Raw genomic sequence first — 26,954 nt, forward strand, 5'->3', positions numbered from 1 at the left:
TCTTTATATTATTCGTATCAATTTAAATTAGAAGAAAATATTTTATTTTACGGAGCATATAATCTATGGAAGGATTAGCCTATGAATGAAAGAGGGGTAATATGGATGTAATTCTTGCAGCATTGATTTTTATGGTCAGTTATTTTTTTATCATGACAGAGAAAATAAACCGTGCCATAGCCTCACTTGCAGGAGGAGTACTTCTGTTATTGACAGGGATATATTCGACACAAGAAGTTTTCTTTCAGTATATAGACTGGAATACAATTGCATTATTATTTTCCATGATGGTGCTTATATCTATAACGGAAAAAACAGGTTTATTCACATTTATAGCAATCCGCTTTGCCCAGAAGGTACGTGGTAATCCAATGCATCTATTAATTGGTTCGGCATTGCTTACCGCTATCGGATCAGCTTTCCTCGATAATGTGACAACGGTACTGATTTTTGTACCAGTAATGCTGAAAATAACTAAAATGCTCAAACTCCCGGTATTTCCTTATTTATTAACGATCATTTTTAGCTCGAATATCGGTGGAGCGGCAACATTGATTGGAGATCCCCCTAACATCATGATTGGACAGGCTGTTGAACACTTTACATTTCTTTTGTTCATTCAGCATACTGCACCGGTAGCAATCGTCATGTTTGTAATCCTTATCGGTTTCATCGTGATTTTATTTAAAGGGACGTTATCTAAAATAAAGCCTAACCTGGAAAATATTTTAGCTATTGATGCAAAAGAGAATCTAACTATATCCCCATTGCTTTATAAATCTGTTGCAGTGCTTTTGCTGACGTTACTCGGATTTCTACTGCACTCGATATTGCATATTGAAATGACTGCTATTGCACTTACAGGTGCAATATTGCTATTATTATTGACGGAGAAAGAGCTAGAAACCGAAGAAATCCTTTCAAAAGTGGAATGGGTGACATTATTCTTTTTCATCGGTCTGTTTGCGATTGTAGGAGGTTTGCAACAGGTAGGGGTTATAGATGAGATGGCAAGAATGATTGTTGTATCAACGGAAGGCGATTATGTAAAAACAGCATTGCTAATATTGTGGGTCTCAGGCCTATTTTCAGGGTTTATTGATAATATTCCGTTTGTAGCTGCGATGATTCCCGTCATACATGAATTTGAAACATATGGTATGGTTTACCTAGATCCAATATGGTGGGCACTCGCGCTCGGAGCCTGTCTAGGAGGGAATGCCACTCTGGTAGGAGCTTCGGCAAACGTCGTTGTTGCTGGAATGGCAGAAGCAGATAATCAGAAAATCTCATTTATCCGATTTATGAAATATGGAATACCTATTGTTATTTTATCTTTGATTGTATCAACCATTTATATTTACCTTCGCTATCTCATCCCTTATATGGGACAAGTGTAGACCTGACATAGTAACAAAAGCGCTCACCACCAGATAAGCTTAATTAAAAAACTCCCAGTGGCGTTTCTTAGCCACAGGGAGTTTTTTAATTTCAGGTCTCAGAGGGTAAGCGCTCTCGTTGGACGTGGCTGTTTAAATGTAAGAATTACCGCAGTGAAACGTTGATACTTTACGAATCAGAACGAAAGAGAAGTGTCATTTTTTTACTTTCTTTGAAAGAAAGGAATTTGTTTAATTTCTTCTTTCGTAATAAACCTGAGTAAAAAGAGCATAAGCACGTAAACAGCGGTAAATACGATTAGAATCAGGAGAAATATTACTAAATTGTATTCCATGTTCTCCATCAGATTCTTAAGGGAGCTTCCGACGAGCCAGGAAAGTGCAAGCAAAAAAGCCATTTTGATTCCATCAACAAGTGGAATTGCATAACCTATTTCTTTATGAAGCACTGCCAAATGAAGCAGGGTTACCACTACTATGCCACAACTAATTGCGATAGCAGCCCCCATGATTCCAAAGTTTGGATTGGTAGCAAGTGTCAATAGGACAATAGATTTTAGAGCCATACCAATCAAACTGTTCCACATTGCTGGTCTGGCCAGGTCAAGTGCCTGTAGAGCCGCTTGCAATGGTGCCTGAATATAAAGCAGCAAGAAGAAAGGGGCCATCAATACAAGATAGTGGCTGGCATTGCCTGTTCCATACATATACGTGAGAAGCTGAACGGAAAATAAAGATAGTACCACCGTCGAGATAGCTCCTGATGCAAAAGAAATTCTTATTGATTGATGGATTCGATAATGGATCATCTGTCTGTTTCTATTGGCTTCAGCCTCTGCAATGGAAGGAACAAGTGCTACGGAAAGCGAATGGGTAATAAACGTAGGAAGAAATAATAACGGCATCACATATCCGGTTAACTCCCCATATTGTTTTGTTGCAATGGAGCTGGAAATTCCTGCAATAGCAAGACTTTGAAATACGAGTATTGGGTCAAGAAAATTGGAGATGGAACCAATCATCCTACTTCCAAGGCTTGGAAGTGCAATCGAGAACAGTTCTTTTGCAACAGTTTGTCCGGATTTGAAATAGGAAAAGAATTTGCTTCTGATCTTTACTGTTTTCTTTCTTTTAAATACGTAAATCATATACATCAGTGAAATAAACTCACCGAGTATAACGCTGATCATCGCACCAGCGGCCGCATATTCAACTCCATAAGGGAGCAGGAGATTTACAAAAAAAGCAACACATGCGATACGTACTATCTGTTCGATAACCTGGGCATAACTTTGCGGCTTCATATTCTGTTTGCCCTGAAAATAGCCTCGAATCACAGCGGCTACTGCTGTAATGGGAATGATAGGACTGATGGCGAGAAGCGGCAGCATGGACCTGCTATCTGTTAATAGGGTGGATGCCAGATATGGAGCACCAAGTGCCAATAGAATCGTGAATAAAATACTGGAAAACAAAGTGATAACCAATGACACGATAACAATTTTCTTAATTTTCCCCTGGTCATTGACTGCGTCTGCTTCAGCAACCCGTTTGGAGATTGCAACAGGTAGTCCGAGCTGTGTTAAAGTCATTACAAGAAAAAGAGTCGGCAGTGCCATCATATACAGGCCAACACCCTCTTCACCCATAAGTCTTGCCACTACAATCCGATTAATAAAACCCATGAACCGGGTAATCATTCCTGCGATAATTAAAATCATTGCACCCTGCAAAAATGTTTGTTTGGTCATTTTCGTCGACCTGCCTTCTCAAATAATTAATTTTCATATACAATGATATATATGCAAAAAGGTGTACAAAGCATGACAGACTAAAAGTATATAACGGGAATTGGTGGGATAAGATGGAAATCAAACAAACCGTGACGGAATGGAAACAAATGATCATTCCTGCTCTAAAAAGTAAAGCAGAAGAATTGGAAATGATGGGGTACTCCCAGGCGTCACCTGAAGATGTATGGAGCTGTCTGAAGCAGAAAGTATGGAAAGGAGAACCTGAAAAACGACTCCACGAGATCGTACAGGACGTACTTCATTTGGCTTCCGGTACCTATTTAAGCTATTTGACAATGAGTTCCTACCAAAATGATAATCTGATGGCTTCAATAGCTGCTCTGACAGGAAAAGAAGAATAGAAATTCTACATAGTTGTTTTGAAATAGTAAGGAGGAAGTATATTTAATGAAAAAAAGAGGCAGGATCGTTGCCTTTTTTCTTGTCGTTTTAGTTTTGGCAGGAACAATCGGATCAACGGTAACAGGAATTACAAAAGATATTAATCTTGGTTTGGATCTTCAAGGAGGATTCGAAGTACTGTATGAGGTTGAGCCTGTTGATGAAAATCAGGAAGTTTCAAGAGGATTGCTAGAAGGTACCGTTCAGACCTTAAATGATCGTGTCAACCGACTTGGAATCAGTGAAGCAGTCATTAATATTGAAGGTGAAGATAGAATTCGGGTTCAGCTTGCGGGCGTTGAAAATCAGTCTGAAGCAAGAGACTTGCTATCAACATCTGCGCAATTATCTTTTCGTGATGTAAATGATAACGAACTACTTGATGGTACTGACGTTAGGGAGGGCAGTGCTAGACAGGATTTCGATCCACAGACAAATGCCCCAATTGTAACGCTGCAGTTAAAAGATGCAGCTGAATTTGGTGAAGTAACCACTCAAATCAGTCAAATGACTCCTCCTGATAATAAACTTGTGATTTGGATGGACTTTCAGGAAGGCGATTCCTATGCCAAAGAAGCATTTGAAGCTGAACCTAAATTTGTATCGGCACCAAATGTAAGCGAACCTTTACACACAACGAATGTAATGATATCGGGTTATTTCACAGTCGAGTCCGCGAAACAATTGGCAGATATTATTAACTCAGGTTCCTTGCCTGTTCATATGACAGAAATTTTCTCTACCTCTGTAGGTGCACAATTTGGGGAACAGGCATTAAACGAAACCATGCTTGCGGGAATCGTTGGTATCGGTCTGATTCTGCTATTTTTAGTTGTTTTCTACCGATTTGTTGGTTTCATAGCGGCAATCAATCTAACCTTCTATGTCTACCTTGTACTATTGGTATTTGAGCTGCTGAATGGCGTTCTGACATTGCCAGGTATTGCGGCTTTAATCCTAGGAGTAGGTATGGCTGTCGATGCAAATGTTATTACCTTTGAACGGATTAAAGAAGAATTGCGGACAGGGAAATCCGTTAAAGCAGCGTTTAAGACAGGGAATAAGAACTCCCTTACAACAATCTTGGATGCTAATATTACGACATTGATTGCAGCGGCTGTTCTGTTCATTTTTGGGACAAGTTCTGTTAAAGGTTTTGCAACCATGCTCATCATCAGTATCGTGATCAGTTTCCTTACAGCTGTATTGGGAACAAGAATTCTGTTGGGATTGTGGGTGCAGAGTGGTTATCTTACAAAAAGAAAAACATGGTTTGGCGTGAAAAAGACAGAAATAAAGGATATCGCCCAACATGAAGAGGACCCGAAATTGTTCCATCGTCATGTGGATTTCGTACAGCATCGAAAGAAATATTTCATTGGAACATTAATCATTGTTATTATTGGGGCAATTTCGCTGACTGCTTTCCAAATTAATCCAGGTATTGATTTCACGAGTGGGTCGCGTGTTGAGGTCGTATCCGATACAACCCTCACAGTGGAGGAAGTGGAAGCTGGATTTGAAGATCTTGGGCTGGAAGCTAATTCAATTGTGCTATCTGGTAATAATAATGAACTTGCAGTAACAAGGTTTGAACATGTACTAACGGATACTAAAGTTGAAGAAGTACAAGTATATTTTAACGAGACGTATGGGCAGGATCCGAGTGTCAGTGTCGTATCACCAATTGTAGGTCAGGAACTGGTTAAAAATGCAATCTATGCAGTAGCAATTGCATCGATATTTATGATCATTTATGTAACCATCCGTTTTGAGTTTTTCTTTGCAATAACGGCATTGATAGCATTGCTCCATGATGTATTTATTGTGCTTGCAGTCTTCAGTGTGACACAGCTCGAATTTGACATTACGATTGTTGCTGCCATACTAACAATTGTTGGATACTCCATTAACAATACGATCGTTATATTTGACCGCATCAGGGAAAATATTAGAAAGAAAAAGCGGGTCAAATCATTCAAACAGCTTGCTGGTGTTGTAAATACGAGTATAATTGAATCTTTCACTAGAACCATCAATACTTCTTTTACAACTATCATAGCAGTGTTGGCATTTCTTGTATTGGGGGCATCTTCCATTACGGTGTTTGCGATAGCGCTATTAGTCGGTTTAATTGCCGGAACTTATTCTTCCCTATTACTGGCTTCACAGATATGGCTTGTATGGAGGGGAAGAACCATTAAAGATAAACCTTTGGATTTCACCAAGAAAAAGCGGGTAGAAGGTCCTCAGGTATAAAAACAACTACAAGCTTTGCTGGAGTTTCCGGCAGAGCTTGTTACATATACAGGAACACTGCAGAACGATAGATGATTAACTACTGTTTAATACGAAAGAAGGAGGTTGTTTTAAGATGAAAGGACAGACATATGTCATTCTGGCAATTATTCTAGTTATTATTGTCGCGGTATTCGCTGTGACGAATGTTGATCCTGTAGAAGTGAATTATCTTTTTTGGACACAGGAATCACCATTGATACTCGTCATTTTATTTTCTGTTCTGATGGGTGGCGTTATTACAGCTTCGGTTGGGGTCTTGCGTTTTTACCGATTACAAAAAGACATAAAATTGTTGAAAGTTGAGAAGGCCAAATTAACTCAAAAACTCGAGGAAAACGGTATTCCATTAGATAGAGAAAATACGAAGAAGGACCCAAAAGAAGATCCGGAGAATAATAATCGCAGTAACTAAATAATTCTGATTGCTACCCCTGCTACTCTTTTGTATAATAGATTAGTCAGGGGTGAAATTATGTTAGAGAGTAAGTCAAAATGGGTTTATACAAAAACAGAGGACGATAATACAAATATATTAGCAAATGATGATTCGCTTGATTTGTCACCTACTGTAAAAAAGCTTCTGCAGCTTAGGGGAATTACCAACGTCGAGGAAGCCAGGCAATTTTTATCACCTGATATTAAAAATTTACACAGTCCATTAAAGATTGATTCCATTGAAATAGCAGCAGAACGAGTACATAAAGCAATAGCCTCCAATGAGAAAATTCTGGTGTTTGGAGACTATGATGCAGATGGAGTAAGTTCAACTACTGTCCTTATGAAAGCATTGGAAGAAATTGGTGCAATATGTGATTATTATATTCCAAACCGTTTCAAAGAGGGATATGGTCCCAATGAGGCGGCTTTCAAGGCAGCTGCTGAAAATGGGTATACTCTGATTATAACAGTTGATACAGGGATTGCTTCTGTTCATGAGGCGGAAGTAGCCAGACATTTAGGTATTGACTTGATCGTAACCGACCACCATGAACCACAGGGAGAATTGCCGGATGCCTTTGCGATACTTCATCCGAAATGCTCACCTGAGTATCCTTTTCAGGAGCTCGCGGGTGTAGGAGTGGCTTTTAAATTTGCTGAGGTTTTGCTTGGTTATTTCCCAAAGCATTTATTGGAGTTTGCAGCAATAGGGACAATAGCTGACCTTGTTCCGTTAGTAGATGAAAATCGGATTTTGGCATTTTACGGACTGCATGCATTGACGATTTCAAATAACCCGGGAATCAAGGCGCTTAAACGAGTTTGCAATATCGAAGGAAATGTTTCCGAAGAAGATGTTGGATTCTTGATAGGGCCAAGAATAAATGCTGTTGGCAGACTACAGGATGCGGACTTGGCTGTACAATTGCTTTTGACTGAGGATCATGATACTGCACAGGAAATGGCGGATGAGATTGATTCCATTAATCAGCAACGAAAAAAAATTGTAAATGATATTGTGAGCGAGGCAGAATTAATCGTTGAGTCCTCGGAACCCCACGGTGTTATTATTGCAGCAAAAGAAGGATGGAATGAGGGCGTACTTGGTATTGTAGCTTCCAAACTAGTTCGGAAATACGATAGACCAGCAATTGTGTTGACAATTAAGCCGGAAAGCGGAACAGTTAAAGGTTCTGCAAGAAGTATTCCTGCATTTGACCTTTTCCAGAACTGCATGAAAATCAGGGAGTTATTTACTCATTTCGGAGGTCATTCACAAGCAGCAGGGATGACATTCCCAATCGAAAACCTTGCAGTTGTACAGGAACAGCTTGATTCTTTTATTCACGAGGAATTGTCTGAGGAAGATTTTAAACAGGAAATTTTCATAAGTGCAGCGTTAACGATGGAAGATATACAGGAGGATCTTGTAACGGAAATCGATAAGCTCGCCCCCTTTGGTATGAAAAATCCAAAACCGGTCTTTCAGCTGAAGGAAATTCCTTCTGACGCAAAACGAATTGGCAGTGCAAAAAATCATTTAAAGCTCCAGTTCAGAAAAAACGGCAATTTACTTGATGGAATAGGTTTTGGAATGGGTGAACTTTATGGTAACATTTCTCCAAACACTCCGCTGACAATTGCAGGAGAGCTTGGAATCAATGAATGGAATGGGAACAGAAAGGCACAAATTCTAATTCAGGATATGAAGATTGATGAGTGGCAGCTGTTTGATTTCAGAGGAAAGCGAAATACGGATATTAAACCTGCAGGCAATGGGAAGGAAATAATCGTAAGTAATTCGAATGAAACAATTCACTCTCACGTAGAACATATTACTTATCATACTTCTGTTGATTCTTTGGTAGAGAAACAAACGCTGTATATTTACGATCTTCCTGATCAGCTCGATGCATTGAAGAAAATTATTCAGCAAATAAAACCTTGGAATATTTATGTGTGCTTTCATATAGAAAACAGTGCATATATGTCGGCATTTCCTACAAGGGAAGATTTCGTATGGTTTTATGCACTGATCAGACAGCGTAAAGTAATGGATCTGAAACAGGAAATTACAACGATTATGAATCATAAAGGATGGAGTAAAGACAAAGTCATCTTTATTTCAAAAGTGTTTTTTGAACTCGGGTTTGTTAAAATAGATAATGGTATGATAGAAGTGAATTCGAAGCCGGATAAAAAAGACCTGCAAGATTCAAAATTATATCAACAGCGACTCCATAAAGCAGCTATTGAAAAACAACTATACTATTCAAATTACGATGAATTAAAAGCATGGTTCACAAGTTGTGTGGATTATTTGGGAAGTCCCAAGGAGGAAGTAGTAAATGGATTATAAGCAATATATTAAAATTGTAGAAGATTGGCCTAAAAAGGGAATTCAATTTAAAGATATCACGCCATTGATGGATAATGGGAAAGCATTCAAAGCAGCTGTTGATGAGATCGTGGCATTTGCACAGGAAAAGGAAATTGATATCGTAGTGGGTCCAGAGGCGAGAGGTTTTATTGTCGGTTGTCCGGTTTCCTATGCTCTTGAAGTTGGTTTTGCACCTGTACGTAAGGAAGGAAAGCTTCCACGAGAAGTCATTAAAGTGGATTATGGCCTCGAATATGGTACAAATGTATTAACAATTCATAAAGATGCAATCAAACCAGGACAGCGTGTATTAATTACGGATGATTTACTTGCCACTGGTGGAACAATCGAAGCAACAATTAATCTTGTTGAAGAACTTGGCGGTATTGTTGTTGGTTGTGCATTTCTGATTGAATTAAGCTATTTGGACGGAAAAGAAAAACTGGATGGCTATGATGTGTTAGCATTAATGACATATTAATAATTGAATAATAGGTCTGACGATATGGTAAATAACGTCAGACCTATTATTTTATAAAATTTTAAATAGACACTTGAACCTGAAAAGCATATAATTAATAATATTTAAGGATTCTGTAGAAATATATGCTACCACTGAAAAGTACGCTGATTCGTGAATATGTGGTAAATAATGCAGACAGCTAGTAAAGGTGATTACATGGCAAAAGATGAGAATTTAACGATAGCAGATATTGTAAATAAAGCAAAAATGTATTTGTCGGATGATGATATCGACTTGATTCAGCATGCTTTTGATTACGCAAATGAAGCACATCATGATCAATTCAGAAAATCTGGAGAACCATACATCATTCATCCTGTACAGGTTGCTGGTATACTCACTGATCTTGAGATGGACGCTGAGACGATTGCAGGCGGTTTTCTGCATGACGTAGTTGAGGATACGGATGTAACACTAGAGAAGCTGGAAGAAGAATTTAATCATGAGGTCGCCATGCTCGTGGACGGTGTTACTAAATTGGGGAAAATCAGGTACGAAACGAAAGAAGCCCAGCAAGCTGAAAATCACCGGAAGATGTTTGTGGCAATGGCAAAAGATATCCGGGTGATTCTGATCAAACTTGCGGACAGGCTGCATAATATGCGTACTTTAAAGCACCTTTCGGCTGAAAAGCAGCGTCGTATTTCCAATGAAACGTTGGAGATATTTGCTCCACTTGCACACCGCCTTGGAATTTCAAAGATAAAATGGGAATTGGAAGATACAGCATTAAGGTATCTCAATCCACAGCAATACTACCGAATCGTTCAGTTGATGAAGCAAAAGAGGGAAGAACGTGAATCCTATATCGAAGAGGTTATTGGTGGCCTTACTGAAGAACTGAAGGAAGTAAATATAGAAGCGGAAATGTCCGGGCGGCCGAAACATTTATATAGCATCTATCAGAAAATGGTTAAACAGAATAAACAGTTTAATGAAATATACGATTTACTTGCCGTCCGAATTATCGTAGAGAGCATCAAAGATTGTTATGCCGTCCTTGGAATTATTCATACGCATTGGAAACCAATGCCTGGGAGATTTAAGGATTACATTGCAATGCCAAAGCAAAATTTATATCAATCGCTTCATACTACTGTAATTGGCCCGAAAGGCGATCCACTGGAAGTCCAAATAAGAACAAAGGAAATGCATGAAATTGCGGAATTTGGAATTGCTGCTCATTGGGCCTATAAAGAGGGGAAACAGGTAAAAACTGGAAAGCAGTCATTTGAGGAAAAGTTGACATGGTTCCGGGAAATTCTCGATTGGCAAAATGATACACATGATGCGGAAGAGTTTATCGAATCCCTCAAAATAGATCTTTTTTCTGATATGGTTTATGTCTTTACCCCAAAGGGAGAAGTTGTCGAGCTTCCATCAGGTTCCATACCGCTTGATTTTGCCTATAAGATTCACACCGAAATCGGTAATAAGACAATAGGAGCAAAAATCAACGGCAAAATGGAGCCGTTGGACTATAAACTGCAAAATGGTGATATTGTTGAGGTAATGACTTCCAAACATTCCTATGGACCTTCACAGGATTGGCTGAAGATGACGCAGACTTCCCAGGCTAAAGGCAAGATTAAGCAATTTTTCAAAAAGCAGAGAAGGGAAGAAAATGTTCTCAAAGGCAAGGAAGCAGTGGATAAGGAAATCCGTGCTTTAAATATTGAACCAAAGGAAGTTTTAGTAGCAGATAACTTGCAGCGGGTGTTTGATAAATTTAATTTTACCAATGAAGAAGACATGTATGCTGCTGTCGGATATCAGGGTATTACAGCTGCTCTTATTGCAACAAGACTTACAGAGAAAATTCGCCAGACGAGACAAAAGGAACAGGACCTGGCTTCAACGATTGAAGAAGTAAAGACCGACAATGCACCTAAAAGATCACATAAAAAGGATTCCGGTGTTAAAGTCGAAGGTGTCGATAATCTCCTTGTAAGGCTTGCGAAATGTTGTAATCCTGTACCCGGTGATGAAATTTTAGGATATATTACAAAGGGACGAGGCGTTTCTGTTCATCGTTCGGATTGTCCGAATGTACAGACCGAGGAAGCTAGGGAGCGCTATCTTCATGTAGAGTGGGAAGATGGAAATACAGATAAAAAGCACTATCATGTAGATATCCAAATAACCGGCTATGATCGCCGCGGTCTTTTAAATGAAGTGCTACAAGCAGTTAATGAAATGAAAACGAATATTATACTCGTCAATGGAAAATCAGACAGGAATAAAATGGCGATTATTCAGATCACGATTCTGATTCATAATACGAATCATTTACGAAAGATTGTGGAACGGATTAAGCAAATCAGAGACGTCTATACGGTAACCCGTACAGTTCAATAAGCAAATGATACTTTCAAAAGGGGAATTGGATGATGAAGGCAGTCGTACAGCGGGCAAAAGATGCCAGTGTCCATGCAGATGGTCAAATCACAGGGAAAATAGCTAATGGCTTTGTAGTTCTTCTTGGGGTGACACATGAAGATACGATAGAAGATGTTAACTATCTTGTAAATAAAATCGTTCATTTACGTGTATTTGAAGATGAATTTAACAAGATGAATCTTTCCCTGAAAGATGTAAATGGAAGTATTTTATCGATTTCCCAGTTTACGCTTTATGGGGATACCCGAAAAGGCAGGCGCCCGAATTTCATGAAGGCTGCAAAGCCGGATGAGGCAAAATATATGTATGATCGTTTTAATAAGGCCCTAAGAGAGCAGGGAATAGATGTTGAAACCGGTAAATTTGGAGCAATGATGGATGTGACATTCACCAATGTAGGCCCGGTTACTTTGATAATCGACAGTAGGGAAAATCTAGATAAATAATAGGGACTGGCGGTGTACAAAGCTGTGCTGCTTGAGTCCTTACATAAGTTCCATGAAGACTGTTACCGAAGATACTTATCAGACGTTCACATATGTCGCGCTTTATATCAACTCCAAGAATGTTAGAGCAACAAGCATTATGAAAAATCCCAGAAATAAAAACCGGGCAGCTACCTGCCCGGTTAATTTTGTCCATTATTAAAACTAATTAGTTGAATTGAAATACTTACCAAGACCGTCAACAATCCCAGAAACAAGCTTCTTCTGGTACCCATTTGTATGAAGTAATGCTTCTTTTTCCGGGTTTGACATAAAACCAAGTTCAAGAAGGACGGATGGTTTCATATTCAATCTCAAAACCAAAAGGTCACCCTCGTGTGCTCCACGATCAGATCCACCGGTTGCTCCGATAATGCCATCATGAATATAGTTGGCCATTGACGCATTTTGTTTCGCATAATAAAACGTTTCAATACCTGACACATTAGGAAGTTCAGGCACACTATTATAGTGAAGGCTAATAAATGCATCGGTGTCAACAAAGTTGGAATAGGTTACTCTGCTCGTAAGAGAAATAAATTCATCCTGCTGCCTTGTAAGGAGAACATTGGCTCCAAGAAGCTTCAGCGCCTGTTCTAGTTCCTGAGCAGTCAAAGATGCAATATCCTTTTCAAACGATCCATTTGCACCAATTGCCCCAACATCCCTTCCACCATGACCAGCATCAATGACAACTGTCTTATTTTTAAAGCCTTTGTTTCTAAGCTTATCATCAGATTTTTCAACAAGCTCTTTCAGAACGAATCCTGTTTGGGTTTCATTGACTACTTCATACCATTCTCCCGTGGTCGATATAATATCAAATACTGCTCCTTTTTCAGCAAAATTTACAATATCATATTCTGTGGAAGGTCCTTCTCTTAACTGCGTATTCTGATACTTGATCGTTATGGAACTGATATCCGGATCTTCATCTAGAACAGTAGTATCATTTATAGCCGATTCATTGATTGTTATAAACTCCGCTGAAACCCAGCCTGTCCCATGTTGCAATTCGATTTCCACCCAGTCATTGACTTGCTGGACGACTGGGAAAGATTCTCCCGTATCTGCTCTTCCAATGCTCTCATATTCCGTTCCGGGGCCATTTCTTATATTAAGACTCGAACCTTCGACAATTCCTTCGTCGGCATGAGCATTACCGGTAATAAAGACAAAAGAAGCGATAAATGCAGTAAATGCCAATAAAATTGTTTTTCTGATTTGCACAATTTTCCTCCCCAAATAATTATATGTATGGATTCTATTTACTTAGTATAATAAAATATTCCCTTTTAGGCAAAACTGATAAATAGATATTGCCAAAAGAGGAGGAACTTTTGAAGTGAGAATGAGTGATAAACAATGGAATGTAGGTAATCAAAAGGAGATTTTTTCTGCTGACCTCCACCACTTTGTGGAGCCTGAAGGTAAAGGAACACATATGGAAATTGCATCTGAATTAGGTATTTCCATGGAGGAAGTTAAAATGTTGAAGAAAAAGCTGAGTCGTTCTTGACATTATAAGTTGTTCGGATTAATATAATAGACATTCAACTAATTTAAATTATAACTACCGATGAAGGAAAAAGTAATCAGGTACCACCTGTATAGAGAGAAAATGTCATTGGCTGAAAACATTTTCCCTGCTGGACTGATGAAAGACGTTCCCGAGGATTTATATCGAAATATAGTAGGTATAAACGTTTTGCAGGCGTTAACTGTGAAGAGCGGGTGCGGTACTTTAGCATCAACTAGGGTGGCAACGCGGGTGAACTCCCGTCCCTTATATTTATATAAGGGACGGGAGTTTTTTATTTGCAACAAATCAAATAAGCTATTGGGGGTACGAAAGATGAGTATGAAAGCGCCGAGAGGTACAGTGGATATACTGCCTAATGATGCAGCTAAATGGCAATACGCTGAAAGTAAAATAAAAGATATATGTAACAGATTCCATTTTAAAGAGATCCGTACACCATTATTTGAACATACGGAAGTATTTCAGCGGGGTGTCGGTGATTCTACGGACATTGTTCAAAAAGAAATGTATACCTTTGAAGATCGTGGTGGAAGAAGCCTGACTTTAAGACCTGAAGGTACAGCATCGGTAGCAAGGGCATATGTGGAAAATAAATTATTTGGCAATCCAAACCAGCCTGTAAAGCTTTATTATTTTGCACAAATGTTCCGTTATGAGCGTCCTCAAAAAGGAAGAATGCGTCAATTGAACCAATTTGGGGTTGAGGTAATGGGAAGTGCTGACCCAGCTGTAGATGCTGAAGTAATTGATCTTGCGATGACAGTGTATAAAGAACTTGGGTTAAAATCATTAAAGTTGGTAATAAATTCCCTAGGTGACAAAGAAAGTAGAAATAATCACAGAGAAGCACTTGTAAAGCATTTTGACCCACATCGTGAAGAATTATGCAACGATTGCCAAAATCGTCTATTACAAAATCCGCTTCGAGTATTGGACTGTAAGACAGATCGTGACCATCCTGCAATGAAAACAGCTCCGTCCATCCTCGATTATTTAAATGAGGAATCAAAAGCGTACTTTGATAAAGTACAGCAGTATCTATCTGTAATGGAGATAGATTATGTTGTTGATCCAAATCTCGTTAGAGGACTGGATTATTATAACCATACTGCTTTTGAAATCATGAGTGAAGCAGATGGTTTCGGTGCAATAACAACGCTTGCAGGTGGTGGTCGTTATAACGGGTTAATTCAGGAACTTGGTGGGCCTGATATCCCAGGAATCGGATTTGGTATGGGATTTGAACGACTGCTTATGGCACTTGAAGCAGAAAACATCGAAATTCCACTGAATGACAGTCTGGATTGCTTTGTTGTCGCGATGGGATCTGATGAAGTGGAGAAGGAAGCAGCAAGACTTGTTCATCAGCTCCGGGTAAATGGTGTCCAGGTCGATAAAGATTATCAAAATCGAAAAATGAAAGGCCAGTTTAAAGCTGCCGACCGTTACAAATCAAAATATGTGATTGTTCTTGGTGAGGAAGAACTTCTAAAACAGACTGTCAATGTAAAAGAAATGGCGACAGGTGAACAAGTAGAAGTACCGATAAATGATATTATTGAAATGATCAAAGGAAAGTATCTAGGAGGTAAAATTGATGAGTGAACGGATGATGGCCGGTAAGTTAACACAAGAAAGTATCGGACAAGCGGTCCTTTTGAAAGGATGGGTCCAAAAAAGAAGAGATTTGGGCGGCTTGATTTTTATTGATCTCCGTGATAAATCGGGTATGGTACAGGTGGTATTCAATCCAGACCAATCACAAGAAGCAATGGAAATTGCCGATAAAATCCGTTCCGAGTATGTAGTTGAATTAAACGGGAAAGTGGTAGCCCGTGATGAATCTACAGTAAATATGGCTATGAAAACAGGTAGGATAGAAGTCATTGCGACATCCATTAAAATTCTGAATAAAGCAAAGACGCCACCATTTACGATTCAGGATGAAACAGATGTGTCGGAAGATGTCAGATTAAAATATCGTTATCTTGATTTAAGAAGAAGTCCTTTGCAAGAGACTTTTAAACTTCGCCATCGAACAACTCAGGCCATTCGTAATTTCCTGAATGACAATGATTTTATGGAAATGGAAACTCCAATCCTGACGAAAAGCACTCCAGAAGGTGCACGTGACTATCTCGTTCCAAGTCGTGTGCATCCTGGTGAATTTTATGCACTTCCACAATCACCACAGTTGTTTAAACAGTTAATTATGATGAGTGGTTTTGAAAAGTATTATCAGATTGCAAGATGTTTTCGAGATGAAGATTTGCGTGCGGACCGTCAGCCTGAATTTACACAGGTTGATATTGAGACATCATTTATGACGAGTGATGAAATTATGGAAATGACGGAACATATGATGCAGCAAGTAGTAAAGGAAGTAAAGGACATTGATATCGAGCTGCCATTGAAGAGATTGCCATATGATGAGGCGATGGAACGTTTCGGATCAGATAAACCGGATACAAGATTTGGACTCGAGCTAATTAATGTCTCCGATATATTGGGGAATTCAACATTCAAAGTATTTCAGGGGGCAATCGAATCAGGTGGAAAGGTTGCTTTGTTAAATGTAAAAGGAGAAGCATCCAACTTTTCGCGCAAGGACATTGACAAGCTGACCGATGATGTAAAGGTATATGGTGCAAAGGGACTTGCGTGGCTTAAACTAGAGAAGGATGAGCTGAAAGGTCCTATCGCAAAGTTCCTTTCCGATGAAGAGAAGTTCAATCTGATGGAAAAAGCTGAAGTGGAGGAGGGCGATTTACTGCTGTTCGTAGCAGACAAAACTTCAGTAGTTCACGACAGTCTTGGTTCTTTACGATTGAAATTAGGAAAACAGCTGAAATTAATAGATGAGTCTAAATATAATTTCCTATGGGTAACAGACTGGCCATTGCTTGAGTATGACGAAGATCTTGGAAGATATTTTGCAGCTCACCATCCGTTCACATCACCTGTGGAAGAGGATATGGCGAAATTAGAAACAGATCCTGGGAGTGTCCGTGCAAATGCATATGATTTAGTTCTTAACGGCTACGAACTTGGAGGAGGTTCTATCCGGATATACCAAAAAGAACAGCAGGACCATATGTTTCATGTCTTAGGATTCAGTAAAGAAGAAGCAGAAGAACAATTTGGCTTCTTATTGGATGCATTGGAATACGGTGCACCGCCACATGGTGGAATTGCACTCGGTCTTGACCGGATCATCATGCTGCTGGCAGGAAGAACGAATCTAAGGGATACCATTCTGTTTCCGAAAACCGCCTCAGCTTCAGACTTATTGACAAATGCACCAAGTGAGGTCAGCAATGCACAACTGAGTGACCTTTCCATTCAGTTATCCCTGGCAAACAAAGATAAGTAATAAAGAAATAGAATGTCTTTGTAATAGAATTTTTAAAACAATTTGTATTGAAAATAGTACCATATTATGTTAATATTTATTTACAAATTAATAATTATCGCTCAAATCCTGATGTGTTCGTCTGTTCAAAGTATTTTGACCGAACAACTGTATATTTGGGAACTCGTGTATGTTTTTACAGTGCGTGCATGCCGCTGTTCTGATGGAATTGCGGAAGCGCAAGATCTGTAAAACAGGGTGCCCACCTGCCTAAAGCGGGATCAAAACTTAAAATGGGACGGCACAATCGGGATTGAGTGAATACATAAGAATAGACCCTGTATACAATTGTATACAGGGTCTATTCATTATTTAAAGGATAAGGATGTCTTACACATAACAGTCAGTCCAGTGAATATACTACACTTCGGCTTGTGTTCAATTCTAGTTCGAACCTTGGGCCAGGTGCTCAAGATTCCCATTCTTATCCATACGGAATGCGGGAGGTGCATGATTGCCTTTGTCATCAAGTACAGTCATTTTCCTTGCGCGATCCATGATTTGAATGAAGGTTTGATAGTCTTCCTGAATGGAGACCAGCTGTTCTTCTGTAGTTGACAGCTGCTTTTCTAGTTCCTGCACTTTCTTCTGCAGCATAGAATTCTCTTTTTCCATTGTCTCCAAAGTTAATTTTGATTGATTGGAAGCATAGTAGTCTTTTTTTAGTTCTCTTAAAAACTGAATAACCGTATCTAGATTTATAGCGGGCGGTTCCATAATGACAAGTGAACTGCTGTCATCAGCTTCTTCCGTTTTGTTTTCTTCATATAGAGATGATAGAGTCATACTAGGGACTCTAGTTTTCTTAAGCGTGGTACCCATTGCCCTTTTTTTCTCTTTCCTCTGCCTCTTTGCAAGATCGATCGCACTTTCGTATTTTGTTCGAACTTCTGCATTCCAGCGGAAACCGCAGGCAGCAGATGTTCTGTTCAACTTGTCACCAACTTCATCAAAGGCATTTAATTGTGTACTGCCTTCTCTAATATGGCGTAAAACTGTTTCAGCAAGCAATAAATCATCTTCATGGGACCAAGCATCCTGTCTGACTTTTACCACTATATTCAACTCCTTTTTCTAGTAGTACAACAATAGATTGTAGCTTTTATGCCTATTGTTGCCTTATAAAAAAGGATTTATACGTCAATTCTTTTTATCTCTCTGAATTTTATCATAAACTTGTTTTAGAGCCTGTTCGAATTTCCCACTGTTCTTTGGTAGGTAGTAGTTTTTATTTTTGATAGAATCAGGCAGGTACTGTTGGTCAACCCATGCACCATTATAATGATGCGGGTATTTGTAATCCACTCCACGACCAAGCTTAGCGGCACCTTGATAATGGGAATCCTTCAGGTGCGGTGGAATCTCTCCACTTTTGCCGCTTCTTATATCTGTCAAAGCGGCATCAAGTGCTTTGTAGGCAGTATTTGACTTCGGTGATAAGGCAAGTTCAACGATGGCTACAGATAATGGAATTCGTGCTTCTGGAAAACCGAGTCTTTCAGCTGCCTGAACTGCCGCTACTGCACGTGGTCCTGCCTGAGGGTTTGCAAGACCAATATCTTCATAGGCAATGACGATCATACGGCGTGCAATACTATCCAAATCCCCGGCTTCAATTAATCGTCCTAAATAATGAAGAGCTGCATCCACATCGCTGCCGCGTATTGATTTTTGGAATGCGGAAAGAACATCGTAATGGGCATCCCCGTCTTTATCATGTGAAAAGCTTTTTTTCTGCATACATTCTTCAGCTGTATCCAGATTAATGACAATCTGGTTATCTTCGTTTTCTGGGGTCGATGAAACAGCAAGTTCAAGCCCGTTTAAGGCAGAACGGAGGTCTCCATTTGCTGCATTGGCGAAATGGCTGATCGCTTCATCCGACATAACGATATTTTTCGCCCCAAAACCTTGTCTCTCATCATGTATAGCACGGACAATAGCTGTTTCAACATTTTCATTGGATAATGCATGTAACTCAAAAAGATGACATCTGCTTCTGATCGCAGGGTTGATAGAATGATATGGATTACTTGTTGTACAGCCAATCAATGTAATGAGGTTGCTCTCCAAATGTGGAAGAAGGAAGTCCTGTTTTGCCTTGTCCAGTCTGTGGACCTCGTCCAATATCAAAACAACCTGTCCCATCATTTTTGCTTCTTCAACAACAATTTCCATATCTTTCTTTTTATCTGCTACCGCGTTCAATAGTTTAACGGGCAGACCCACACTTTTGGCAACTGCATATGCCATTGATGTTTTGCCTGTTCCAGGTGGTCCAAATAGAATCATCGATGCCAGTCGTTCAGCTTGTACCATTCGATTGATTATTTTCCCATCGCCAATCAAGTGTTCCTGACCAATAATATCTTCAATATGTTCCGGTCTCATTCGCAATGCAAGAGGTTTTTGTTTCATTTTTATCGTCCTTTATATATAATAATATACTTAAAAGCTTAATCCTGATTCGGCTTAAATGCAAGGAGCATACGTTTCATGCTATAATAGCATGTATTAATAGAATTATGGACGATGGGAAGAATTAGAGGTGTAATTAGATGAAGATTTCAACCAAGGGAAGATATGGGTTAACAATTATGATTGATTTGGCAAAGAAGTACGGGGAAGGACCGACATCTTTGAAATCGATAGCCAATGAAAATAATTTGTCGGAACATTATTTGGAGCAGCTTGCATCACCACTTCGGAATGCAGGACTGATTAAAAGTATACGAGGAGCATATGGCGGTTATATTTTAGCGATGGAACCAAAGGAAATTACAGCAGGTGATGTTATCCGCGTTCTTGAAGGTCCGCTGACAATTGTTGAAGGAATCGAAAACGAACAGCCTGCACAACAATCGTTATGGCTACAAATTCGTGATGCGGTAAAAGGGGTGCTGGATAAGACGACATTGGATGAACTGGCTAACCATGATAATGATGAACCACAGGATGCATACATGTTTTATATCTAGAATCGCTTATAAGGGAAGGAAATGTACTATGGAACAAATTTATATGGATCATGCTGCTACCACTCCGATGGATGAGGAAGTAATGAAAGCTATGCTTCCTGTTTATAAGGATGTTTTTGGGAATCCATCCAGTGTACATTCATTCGGAAGGAAGGCACGTCAAATTCTGGATGGTGCAAGGCGTGTAATGGCAGCGAGCATACATGCGGATGAAAAGGAAATCACCTTTACCAGTGGAGGTACAGAAGCAGATAACCTTGCTTTCATGGGGACAGCTCTTGCAAACCGTGATAAAGGTAATCATATTATCACAACTGTACAGGAGCATCATGCAGTACTGCATACTGCTGAAGCATTGGAAAAACAGGGGTTTAATGTGACATACCTTCCAGTATATCAAGATGGAAAAATCTCTCTTGAAGATTTAGAAAAGGCATTGACGGACGAAACAATCCTAGTCTCTGTTATGTATGTCAATAATGAAACGGGCATCATCCAACCAATCATGGAAATCGGTAAGCTATTGAAAAACCATCAGGCATATTTTCATACGGATGCAGTCCAGGCATTCGGTCTGATTGACATTCACGTTAAAGAGTTGGGGATTGATATGCTAACCGTATCCTCCCATAAAATCAATGGGCCAAAGGGAATCGGATTTTTATACGTCAGTGAAAACACGAAAATCAGTGCCTTGCATTATGGTGGCGAGCAGGAAAGAAAGCGTCGTCCAGGCACAGAAAATATTGCAGGAGCTGCCGGTTTTAAAAAGGCTGTCGAACTGGCAATGGAGAATAAGGACTTGAGAAGTCAACAATATCAAGCATACAAACAACTTTTTATAGATGGACTGAAGGACAATGGCATACATTTTGAAGTGAATGGGGATATCCAATCCGCAATTCCATCCATCGTCAATCTAAGTTTTCCAGGAGCCAATGTGGAATCATTGCTAACGAACTTTGATCTAGAAGGGATCGCTGCCTCAAGTGGGAGTGCCTGTACAGCTGGTAGTGTAGAACCATCTCATGTTTTGACTGCCATGTTTGGTAAAGATAATCCATGTACGACAAATTCGATTCGTTTCAGTTTTGGTATCTTCAATACTGAAGAAAATGTAAAAGAAGCGTCCGAACGTGTTTCAAGAATTGTAAAACGATTAACAAAGATAAGGGAATGAATGATATGAACAGCAATAAAGATACTCGTGTAGTAGTTGGTATGAGTGGTGGTGTCGATTCTTCAGTTGCTGCTTTGCTTCTTAAAGAGCAGGGCTATGATGTGGTCGGCATCTTTATGAAAAACTGGGATGATACGGACGAGTTTGGAGTCTGTACCGCAACAGAGGATTTTGATGATGTAGTACGTGTTTGCAACCAGTTGGATATTCCCTACTATTCCGTTAATTTCGAAAAGCAATATTGGGATAAGGTTTTCACCTATTTTCTTGATGAATATAAAGCAGGTCGGACACCTAATCCCGATGTTATGTGTAACAAAGAGATAAAATTCAAAGCATTTCTTGATCATGCGATGTCCCTTGGTGCAGATTATCTTGCAACAGGTCATTATGCACAGGTGAGGGAAGCAGATGGACGTGTAGAGATGCTTCGTGGGGTAGATGATAATAAAGATCAAACCTACTTCCTGAATCAACTATCTTCAGATGTTTTGAAACAAGTTATGTTTCCATTGGGGCATATGCCGAAATCTGAAGTGAGGAAAATTGCCAAAGAACATGGTTTAGTAACGGCAGATAAGAAAGATTCTACAGGAATCTGTTTTATCGGAGAACGCAATTTCAAAGAGTTTCTAAGTGAATACCTACCCGCACAACCTGGTGATATGCAAACTTTAGATGGTTCTGTAAAAGGCCAGCATGATGGTCTCATGTACTATACGATTGGACAAAGACAGGGGCTGGGCATTGGCGGATCCGGAGACCCATGGTTTGTCGTCGGGAAAAATTTGAAAGATAATGTCCTTTATGTTGAGCAAGGGTTCAGCAATGACAAATTATACTCAGATTCTTTAATTGCAACCGAACTGAATTGGATTAATGAAGATGTTATTAAAGAAACATTTACATGTACAGCTAAATTTCGGTATCGTCAGAAGGATAGCGCTGTAACGGTGAAACTTCAAGATGACGGAAAAGTTTTCGTGGAATTTGCCGAAAGCGAGCGTGCCATAACACCTGGTCAGGCTGTTGTATTCTATGATGGGGAAGTCTGCTTAGGTGGAGGCACCATCGATGAAATTATAAAAAATGATCATGCACTTGATTATGTTGGGTAATTAAGGAGTCTGTTTATGGATAAAAATACAGAAGCAATAAATTACATGAAAGAGCAAAACTTTGAAGAAGCAGCAAGATTATTCAATGAAGTTATTGAGGAACAGCCAAATGATCCAATTGGCTATATCAATTTTGGCAATCTTTTAATGCAATTGAATGAAAATGAGCGTGCTACCCGTTTTTTTGAAAAAGCAGTTGAGCTGGATGATAGTGCAGCAACAGCCTATTATGGGTTGGGTAATTTATATTTTGAACAAAATGACTATACAAAAGCACAGGTTAATTTCCAAAAGGCTATACAACTTGGACTCGAGGAAAGTGATGTCTACTTTATGCTCGGTCTGACATTGCAGAATCAGGAGCAATTTAAATTTGCACTTCCATATTTATTGAGGGCAACCGAACTTAATCCAGAAGATGAAGAAATACTTTTTCAATATGGTCTTTCCCTGGCACAAAGCAACAGCTTACAGGATGCAGAGCACGTATTTAACCGTGTATTGGAAATGAATACGGAACATAGTGATGCCCATTATAATTTGGGTGTCCTGTCTTTATTCAATGAAAATACGGATGAGGCATTAAGCCATTTTGATGAGGCTCTAAGAATTCAGCCAGATCATATCCTAGCTGCAAATGGTAAGAAGAATGTAGAGCAAATCTTAAATGAAAATTAGGTACGGATTCGGGGTTGTTTGTAATGGAACGGGATCAACAACAATCAAAAAATGAACAAGGTTATATCAAAGGGAAAATAGTGACTACTATCTTCCATAATGAAGCAGAACATTTTTCAATCGTAAAGATTAGTGTGCAGGAGACAAATGAAAACTTTAAAGAAAAAGAGATTGTTGCCAAAGGATATTTTTCTAAGCTTCATGAGCAGACAACGTACTATTTTTACGGTGAATTTGAAAGACATGTCCGATTCGGTCTGCAGTATAAGGTATCTTCCTATAAAACGATTATTCCGGACACAAAAGATGGCCTTGTTGCTTATTTATCAAGTGAGCTTTTTTATGGTATAGGGGAAAAAACGGCAAAACGGATTGTTGACCACCTTGGAGAAACAGCTATCTCCCAAATTTTAACAGATTCGAGTATTTTGAACGATATTCCGGGATTAAAAAAGGAAACGGCAGAACGGTTGGCAACAAGCCTTAAAGAAAATCAGGGCTTCGAACACGTAGCTGTCAATTTGTCCACATATGGGATTGGCTTGAAAATGGCTCAGAAGGTATATCAAATCTATAAAGAGGATGCGATTGATATTCTGGCAAAAGATCCTTATCAATATGTTTTTGATATTGAAGGATTTGGATTTCGGACAGCCGATGAAATTGCAAGCCAAAATGGACTGCCATTGACACACCCGAACCGTATTGGTGCGGGGTGCATTTATGTCCTGCAAAGGAGCGTTCAGGAAGGTCATGTATTTTTACCGATAGATCTTTGTATGGACGAAGTGATGGGTCTGCTTGCCTTTCATCCGGATGAGACATCCATTATTACAGACAGGCTGGAAGAGTTGAATACTGAAAAAAAAGTGATCCTACTTGAAGGCAATGTTTATTTGCCTTCCCTTTACTATGCAGAAGATGGATTTGCTTCAAACTTGAAGCGGATTATTAGCAATCCAATCGAGCAAGAAACATCATTGGCCGAAATGCTCAAGATTATCGGTGAAATAGAGGAGGCAGAGATCCTAAGTTACGGCAAGGAACAATTTTCTGCTATTAATCAATCCTTACATTCCAAAATCATGATTTTAACTGGTGGTCCAGGAACAGGGAAAACGACGGTAATAAAAGGCATACTTAGAGCATATGCTGCCATACATCAAGTGTCTCTTGACCCCAAAGACTATGAAAACAAATCGGATTATCCCTTTATTTTGACAGCCCCTACAGGAAGAGCCGCCAAACGTTTAAATGAATCTACAGGACTACCTGCTTTAACCATACATAGGCTTCTTGGCTGGAATGGAAGTAACGGTTTTAACAAAGATGAGCAGGAACAGCTTTCAGGAAAATTTCTAATAGTGGATGAATTTTCAATGGTCGACATCTGGCTTGCAAACAGCTTGTTTAAAGCTATTCCAGATGACATGCAGGTTCTGCTGGTAGGTGATGAGGATCAGCTGCCATCGGTCGGTCCAGGACAAGTTCTATCAGACTTATTAAAAAGTGATTTATTACCACTTGTCAGTTTGAGTGAGGTTTACCGTCAGAAGGAAGGTTCGAAAATCATTCAGCTGGCACATGAAATTAAAAAGGATACATGTACTGCACAATCGCTTGAGAACGATAAGGATTTCAGTTTTATTTCATGTCAGGAGCATCACATCGTACAGGTTATCTGTTCCATATTTAAAAAGGCAGAGGACAAAGGCCTGGACGTTCGTGATATTCAAGTATTGGCCCCGATGTACCGAACTCAGGCAGGAATAACAATGATTAATAAAGAATTGCAGCAGCTTGTCAATCCAAAAGAGAAAAGAAAAAGGGAAGTTAAGTTCAATGATATTATCTATCGTGTGGGTGATAAGGTAATTCAATTGATCAACCAGCCGGAAGATGGCGTTTATAATGGGGATATAGGGGAAATCGCAGCGATCTTTAAAGAGGACGAAAATAAGGAAAACGTAGAACAAATCGTTATCACGTTTGAAGACAGGGAAGTTGTTTATGTAAGACAGGACTATGTGAATTTTATGCATGCTTATTGTATCTCCATTCACAAATCACAGGGAAGCGAATTTCCTATTGTTATCCTGCCTGTCGTTTCCGCTTACAATCGAATGCTGCGTAAAAACCTATTATATACTGCAATCACAAGAAGCAAAGAATCGTTAATCATCTGCGGGGAACAACAAGCATTTTTAAGGGGAATTCAAACGATGGATACGAATAAACGGTTCACCTCATTAATGGAGCAACTGACGGAAAGATTAAAGGGTGTATCGATAGCGGAAAGGAAAGAAACGGAAGAGGGCGAAATCTCACCCTATGATTTTATGTAAGTTTTGATGTATAAAAGGAACAAAATCGGGCAAGTATAGTAGCGTATTATCCGAAAAGGGGTTCTAACTATGCTACGATGTCCAAATTGTAATGGAAAAGATATAGGCAAAATAGGTACACAAGATTATTTTTGCTGGACTTGCTGCATTGAAATGACAGTATCCGGCAAAGAGTTGATGGTACACCAAATTGAATCTGACGGTAGTCTCAGCTCATTAGATGATCTGTTTACAAAAGAAGAGCGACAACTTCCATAAAGTACTCCCAGCTTAGATAAATAGAATCTGAATCTGCTGAGGAGTGTCTTTGATGTTTGAAGATAAAAAACGTTTTACGATATTGTATTGGCTGCTGATTGGTATTGTATTATTTATATTTTCCTATTTATTTGTGAAAACAATGCCGTTTTATGCTGCCATTTTATCTTTTCTGTGGACCCTTTTTATTCCGTTTATGATTGCTGCCTTTATAGCATATTTACTGCATCCATTAGTTGAAAAATTGCACGGTATGAATATTCATAGAGGATTGGCCATTCTTCTGATTTATCTTATTTTTTTCGGAGGAGCAGGCTTTTTGTTTTACCGTGGTTATCCAGTAATTGTCCATCAGCTGGGGGATTTAATCGAGAATCTTCCAGAGTTTATAGCAATGTATGAAAGTCTAATCTACCTTGTATACGATTATACTTCTTTTTTGCCTGAAGCTGTTCATGATAAAATTGATGAACTTATTTTGTCTTTGGAAAGATCCTTGGATGGTTTGCTGAATAGACTCTTAGCTGGAATTTCCAAAATAATAGATATGATTATTCTCATTTCGTTGATTCCGGTGCTTGTCTTTTATTTTATAAAGGACTACTCTAGTCTAAGATCCTTTTTTATGAAGTTTATTCCTTATAAGTACAGAGATGATGCGAAAAAATTACTGGTGGAAGTGGATAAAGGTTTGGGAGGTTACATTCGCGGCCAGCTGATTATCAGCTTATTTGTAAGTCTCACGGCACTGATTATTTTTAAGTTGCTTGATATCAAATATTCCCTTCTGTTAGCTATTGTTATGGGAATAACAAATATCATACCATATTTTGGTCCCATTATTGGTGCAATACCTGCAGTAACCGTAGCTTTTACAACAGCTGGGAATAAGGTTGTATTTGTCATTCTTGGACTTTTTCTTATACAAGTAATTGAAGCAAACCTTTTGTCACCATACATAATGGGCAGAAGTGTAAAAATCCATCCCGTCGCTATTATCTTTGTATTGTTGCTTGGGGCTCAGTTATTCGGAATTTGGGGGATGATTTTGGCGGTTCCCATTCTTGCCATAACCAAAGTGATAACGGCTCAGCTTCTCATACTGCGATCCCAGGATTGACAACGCTCAAAAAGTTTCATATAATATCGCTAACATAATAAATGAAAACATGGATGGTTATAAGTACATGAAAAACTGGTTTCAAGAGAGGAATTTCCGAGGCTGAGAGAAATTCCATACACAGATTCATGGAAAGCTAAACCGGAGTACGGTTAAACCCCGTCGGTCCCATACCGTTAACATGGTTAAGTGATGAATGA

Annotated in this window: 22 protein-coding genes, 1 other RNA gene and 2 other annotated features (1 of these 25 running past the window's edge); of the genes, 19 read left to right on the forward strand and 4 right to left on the reverse strand. The window is 39.2% G+C overall.

Features of this window, described 5'->3' with window-relative positions:
- Positions 1 to 101: 101 nt before the first annotated feature.
- A complete protein-coding gene (locus tag MN204_RS10300; RefSeq protein WP_249870991.1) occupies positions 102 to 1,400 on the forward strand; it encodes an ArsB/NhaD family transporter in 1,299 nt (432 codons plus the stop codon).
- A gap of 203 nt (positions 1,401 to 1,603) precedes the next feature.
- On the opposite strand, the gene spoVB is transcribed toward MN204_RS10300, so the two are convergent.
- Complete coding sequence (gene spoVB, locus MN204_RS10305) at positions 1,604 to 3,151, reverse strand: stage V sporulation protein B (RefSeq protein ID WP_249870992.1); 1,548 nt, start codon at positions 3,149 to 3,151, stop codon at positions 1,604 to 1,606.
- A 113-nt stretch (positions 3,152 to 3,264) separates the two neighbouring features.
- Between spoVB and MN204_RS10310 the strand changes: the two genes are divergently transcribed.
- The 7 genes from MN204_RS10310 to dtd all read left to right on the forward strand — a co-directional run bounded on the left by MN204_RS10310 (position 3,265) and on the right by dtd (position 12,083).
- Positions 3,265 to 3,555, forward strand: coding sequence for a post-transcriptional regulator (locus MN204_RS10310; protein WP_249870993.1), 291 nt, complete (start codon positions 3,265 to 3,267; stop codon positions 3,553 to 3,555).
- Between the two features lie 46 nt (positions 3,556 to 3,601).
- Positions 3,602 to 5,854 carry a protein translocase subunit SecDF gene (gene secDF, locus MN204_RS10315; RefSeq protein WP_249870994.1) on the forward strand — a complete coding sequence of 751 codons (2,253 nt, stop codon included), beginning with the start codon at positions 3,602 to 3,604 and terminating at the stop codon, positions 5,852 to 5,854.
- Positions 5,855 to 5,969: 115 nt separating this feature from the next.
- Positions 5,970 to 6,308, forward strand: a complete 339-nt coding sequence (locus MN204_RS10320) for a LapA family protein (protein WP_249870995.1) — start codon at positions 5,970 to 5,972, stop codon at positions 6,306 to 6,308.
- Positions 6,309 to 6,368: 60 nt separating this feature from the next.
- The gene (gene recJ / locus MN204_RS10325) at positions 6,369 to 8,693 is read left to right on the forward strand and encodes a single-stranded-DNA-specific exonuclease RecJ (RefSeq protein ID WP_249870996.1); all 2,325 of its coding nucleotides are present in this window, start codon (positions 6,369 to 6,371) and stop codon (positions 8,691 to 8,693) included.
- Positions 8,683 to 9,195 carry an adenine phosphoribosyltransferase gene (locus tag MN204_RS10330; RefSeq protein ID WP_249870997.1) on the forward strand — a complete coding sequence of 171 codons (513 nt, stop codon included), beginning with the start codon at positions 8,683 to 8,685 and terminating at the stop codon, positions 9,193 to 9,195. The genes recJ and MN204_RS10330 overlap by 11 nt, the downstream gene beginning before the upstream one ends.
- 198 nt (positions 9,196 to 9,393) lie before the next feature.
- Complete coding sequence (locus tag MN204_RS10335; RefSeq protein WP_249871120.1) at positions 9,394 to 11,595, forward strand: RelA/SpoT family protein; 2,202 nt, start codon at positions 9,394 to 9,396, stop codon at positions 11,593 to 11,595.
- Positions 11,596 to 11,627: 32 nt separating this feature from the next.
- On the forward strand, positions 11,628 to 12,083 hold the full coding sequence (gene dtd / locus MN204_RS10340; protein ID WP_249870998.1) for a D-aminoacyl-tRNA deacylase: 456 nt from the start codon (positions 11,628 to 11,630) through the stop codon (positions 12,081 to 12,083).
- Positions 12,084 to 12,287: 204 nt separating this feature from the next.
- Here the strand turns inward: dtd and MN204_RS10345 are convergent, their stop codons facing one another.
- Positions 12,288 to 13,352 (reverse strand): N-acetylmuramoyl-L-alanine amidase family protein, encoded by a 1,065-nt coding sequence (locus tag MN204_RS10345; RefSeq protein WP_249870999.1) that lies wholly within the window; start codon positions 13,350 to 13,352, stop codon positions 12,288 to 12,290.
- A gap of 115 nt (positions 13,353 to 13,467) precedes the next feature.
- On the opposite strand from MN204_RS10345, the gene MN204_RS10350 reads away from it, so the two are divergent.
- From MN204_RS10350 to ssrS, 4 genes are all read left to right on the forward strand, one after another.
- Positions 13,468 to 13,641 carry a hypothetical protein gene (locus MN204_RS10350; protein WP_249871123.1) on the forward strand — a complete coding sequence of 58 codons (174 nt, stop codon included), beginning with the start codon at positions 13,468 to 13,470 and terminating at the stop codon, positions 13,639 to 13,641.
- A gap of 51 nt (positions 13,642 to 13,692) precedes the next feature.
- Positions 13,693 to 13,912, forward strand: a binding site (T-box leader).
- Between the two features lie 65 nt (positions 13,913 to 13,977).
- On the forward strand, positions 13,978 to 15,270 hold the full coding sequence (hisS, locus tag MN204_RS10355; RefSeq protein WP_249871000.1) for a histidine--tRNA ligase: 1,293 nt from the start codon (positions 13,978 to 13,980) through the stop codon (positions 15,268 to 15,270).
- Positions 15,263 to 17,038, forward strand: a complete 1,776-nt coding sequence (aspS, locus tag MN204_RS10360) for an aspartate--tRNA ligase (RefSeq protein WP_249871001.1) — start codon at positions 15,263 to 15,265, stop codon at positions 17,036 to 17,038. The genes hisS and aspS overlap by 8 nt, the downstream gene beginning before the upstream one ends.
- Positions 17,039 to 17,140: 102 nt before the next feature.
- Positions 17,141 to 17,335: non-coding RNA, 6S RNA (gene ssrS / locus MN204_RS10365), on the forward strand.
- 126 nt (positions 17,336 to 17,461) lie between these two features.
- Here the strand turns inward: ssrS and MN204_RS10370 are convergent.
- Together MN204_RS10370 and MN204_RS10375 are read right to left on the reverse strand one after the other, a co-directional pair.
- Complete coding sequence (locus MN204_RS10370) at positions 17,462 to 18,133, reverse strand: RsfA family transcriptional regulator (protein WP_249871002.1); 672 nt, start codon at positions 18,131 to 18,133, stop codon at positions 17,462 to 17,464.
- A gap of 84 nt (positions 18,134 to 18,217) precedes the next feature.
- The gene (locus tag MN204_RS10375) at positions 18,218 to 19,495 is read right to left on the reverse strand and encodes a replication-associated recombination protein A (RefSeq protein ID WP_249871003.1); all 1,278 of its coding nucleotides are present in this window, start codon (positions 19,493 to 19,495) and stop codon (positions 18,218 to 18,220) included.
- A gap of 140 nt (positions 19,496 to 19,635) precedes the next feature.
- Between MN204_RS10375 and cymR the strand changes: the two genes are divergently transcribed.
- From cymR to MN204_RS10410, 7 genes are all read left to right on the forward strand, one after another.
- Positions 19,636 to 20,055 (forward strand): cysteine metabolism transcriptional regulator CymR, encoded by a 420-nt coding sequence (gene cymR, locus MN204_RS10380; RefSeq protein ID WP_249871004.1) that lies wholly within the window; start codon positions 19,636 to 19,638, stop codon positions 20,053 to 20,055.
- Between the two features lie 28 nt (positions 20,056 to 20,083).
- Positions 20,084 to 21,235, forward strand: a complete 1,152-nt coding sequence (locus tag MN204_RS10385; RefSeq protein WP_249871005.1) for a cysteine desulfurase family protein — start codon at positions 20,084 to 20,086, stop codon at positions 21,233 to 21,235.
- 5 nt (positions 21,236 to 21,240) lie between these two features.
- On the forward strand, positions 21,241 to 22,353 hold the full coding sequence (gene mnmA / locus MN204_RS10390; RefSeq protein WP_249871006.1) for a tRNA 2-thiouridine(34) synthase MnmA: 1,113 nt from the start codon (positions 21,241 to 21,243) through the stop codon (positions 22,351 to 22,353).
- A gap of 15 nt (positions 22,354 to 22,368) precedes the next feature.
- Positions 22,369 to 23,031 (forward strand): tetratricopeptide repeat protein, encoded by a 663-nt coding sequence (locus tag MN204_RS10395; protein WP_249871007.1) that lies wholly within the window; start codon positions 22,369 to 22,371, stop codon positions 23,029 to 23,031.
- 23 nt (positions 23,032 to 23,054) lie between these two features.
- Positions 23,055 to 25,376 carry an SF1B family DNA helicase RecD2 gene (gene recD2, locus MN204_RS10400; RefSeq protein ID WP_249871008.1) on the forward strand — a complete coding sequence of 774 codons (2,322 nt, stop codon included), beginning with the start codon at positions 23,055 to 23,057 and terminating at the stop codon, positions 25,374 to 25,376.
- A 69-nt stretch (positions 25,377 to 25,445) separates the two neighbouring features.
- Positions 25,446 to 25,634: a YrzR-like zinc ribbon domain gene (locus MN204_RS10405; protein ID WP_249871009.1), complete on the forward strand. Its 189-nt coding sequence runs from the start codon at positions 25,446 to 25,448 to the stop codon at positions 25,632 to 25,634.
- Between the two features lie 52 nt (positions 25,635 to 25,686).
- A complete protein-coding gene (locus MN204_RS10410) occupies positions 25,687 to 26,754 on the forward strand; it encodes an AI-2E family transporter (RefSeq protein WP_249871010.1) in 1,068 nt (355 codons plus the stop codon).
- Positions 26,755 to 26,795: 41 nt separating this feature from the next.
- Positions 26,796 to 26,954: a binding site (T-box leader), on the forward strand; it runs 50 nt beyond the window's last position.

It is taken from the genome of Oceanobacillus saliphilus (assembly GCF_023522835.1).
Lineage (GTDB): Bacteria > Bacillota > Bacilli > Bacillales > Amphibacillaceae > Oceanobacillus > Oceanobacillus saliphilus.